Origin of the sequence: Paraburkholderia atlantica, from assembly GCF_009362785.1 — a bacterium.
Lineage (GTDB): Bacteria > Pseudomonadota > Gammaproteobacteria > Burkholderiales > Burkholderiaceae > Paraburkholderia > Paraburkholderia atlantica.
This window is the reverse complement of sequence record NZ_WHNQ01000169.1, coordinates 1-1,669: the sequence shown is the minus strand read 5'-3', so window position 1 is coordinate 1,669 and position 1,669 is coordinate 1. Positions and strand designations below refer to the sequence as shown.

Annotated in this window: 1 protein-coding gene; it reads left to right on the top strand. The window is 63.1% G+C overall.

The features are described from left to right. Window positions 1–1,669 (top strand): non-ribosomal peptide synthetase (locus tag GCT19_RS41910; RefSeq protein ID WP_152855080.1); only part of this gene is annotated, 1,669 nt, incomplete at both ends.

Below are 1,669 nucleotides of genomic sequence, written 5' to 3'. Positions count from 1 at the left end.
CATTTGCAGACTTTGTTAAATGGTGTGATGGCCGATGCGGGGCAGCCGGTCGGCCGCATCAACATTCTCCCGGACGACGAACGCACGTATCTGCTGGAGGATCTGAACCGGACGGCAGCGGCGTATCCGTCGGAGCGGTGCATCCATGAGCTGTTCGAGGCGCAGGTGCAGAAGGCGCCGGAGGCGGTGGCGGTGGTCCACGAGAACGAGAGACTGAGCTATGGCGAGCTCAACGCGCGGGCCAACCGGCTGGCCCATCATCTGATCGCACTCGGAGTCAGGCCGGATCAGCCGGTGGCGATCTGCGTGGAGCGCAGCCCGGCGATGGTGGTGGGGCTCTTGGCGATCCTCAAGGCGGGGGGCGCGTATCTGCCGCTGGATCCGGCTTATCCGTCGGCGCGGTTGCGCCAGATGCTCGAGGATGCGGCGCCGCAACTGCTGCTTTGCGATGCCGCCGGTCGAACCGCATTGGGCGCCGAGACTGTGGCCGATGTCAGCGTTGTCGATCTAGATAGTGCCACCCCGGTCTGGGGCGAGCGGCCGCCTTCGGACCCGGAGCCGCGCACGCTTGGCCTCATGTCCCGCCATCTCGCCTATGTGATCTACACCTCCGGTTCAACCGGAGCGCCAAAGGGTGTAGAAATGTCCCACGGCGCGCTTGTGAATTCGCTCGCGGGGGTTGGCACGTCAAAACGATGCACACTTCAATTCGCTACCCTGAACTTCGATGTGTCCTGTCAGGAAATGTTCATTTGTTGGAAGGACGGTGGACTGCTCGTACTTGTGCGGGAAGAGACCCGTAGGCACTTCTCCGACTTGCTCGAATTCATGGAAAGGGAGGCGATCGAGCGACTTTTCCTCCCATTCGTAGCATTGAACCAATTTGCGGAGGTCTGGGGCGCGCAGCAAGTGAAACTGCCCTCTTTAAGGGAGATTTATACAGCGGGTGAGCAACTTCAGTCCACTCCACTGCTTAGGACCTTCTTCGAAGCGCATCCAAAGGCGAGATTGATCAATCAATACGGGTCCACAGAAATCAGTGTCATTGCCGAGCACCACCTTGCAGCCGACCCATCATGTTGGCCCCAGGTGCCCCCCGTCGGCCGTCCGATTGCGAACACGCGGGTTTATCTGCTGGACGGTCATGGCGCGCCGGTGCCGTTTGGTGCGGTGGGCGAGCTTTATATTGGCGGGGCGGGGGTCGCGCGTGGTTATCTGAACCGCCCCGAGCTGACCGCCGAGCGGTTCATCGCCAGTCCCTTTGTGGAGGGCGATCGGCTGTACCGCACGGGGGACCTGGCGCGGTACCTGCCGGACGGCAATCTGGAGTTCCTGGGCCGCAATGACGACCAGGTGAAGATCCGCGGCTTCCGCATCGAGCCGGGCGAGATCGCGGCGCGGCTTGGCGAGCACGCCTTTGTGCGCGAGGCGGTGGTGGTGGCGCGACAGAACCGCGCCGGCGACAGGCATCTTATCGCCTATGTGGTGTGTGCGCCCGAAGCTCAATCGGATGGGCTGGATGGACCTGAGCTTGCCAACACCTTGCGCGCGCACCTGAGTGCGCGGCTGCCGGACTACATGGTGCCGTCGGCGTTCATGCGGCTGGCGGAGTTGCCGCTGACGGTGAACGGCAAGCTCGACCGCAAGGCACTGCCGGCGCCGGCTGACG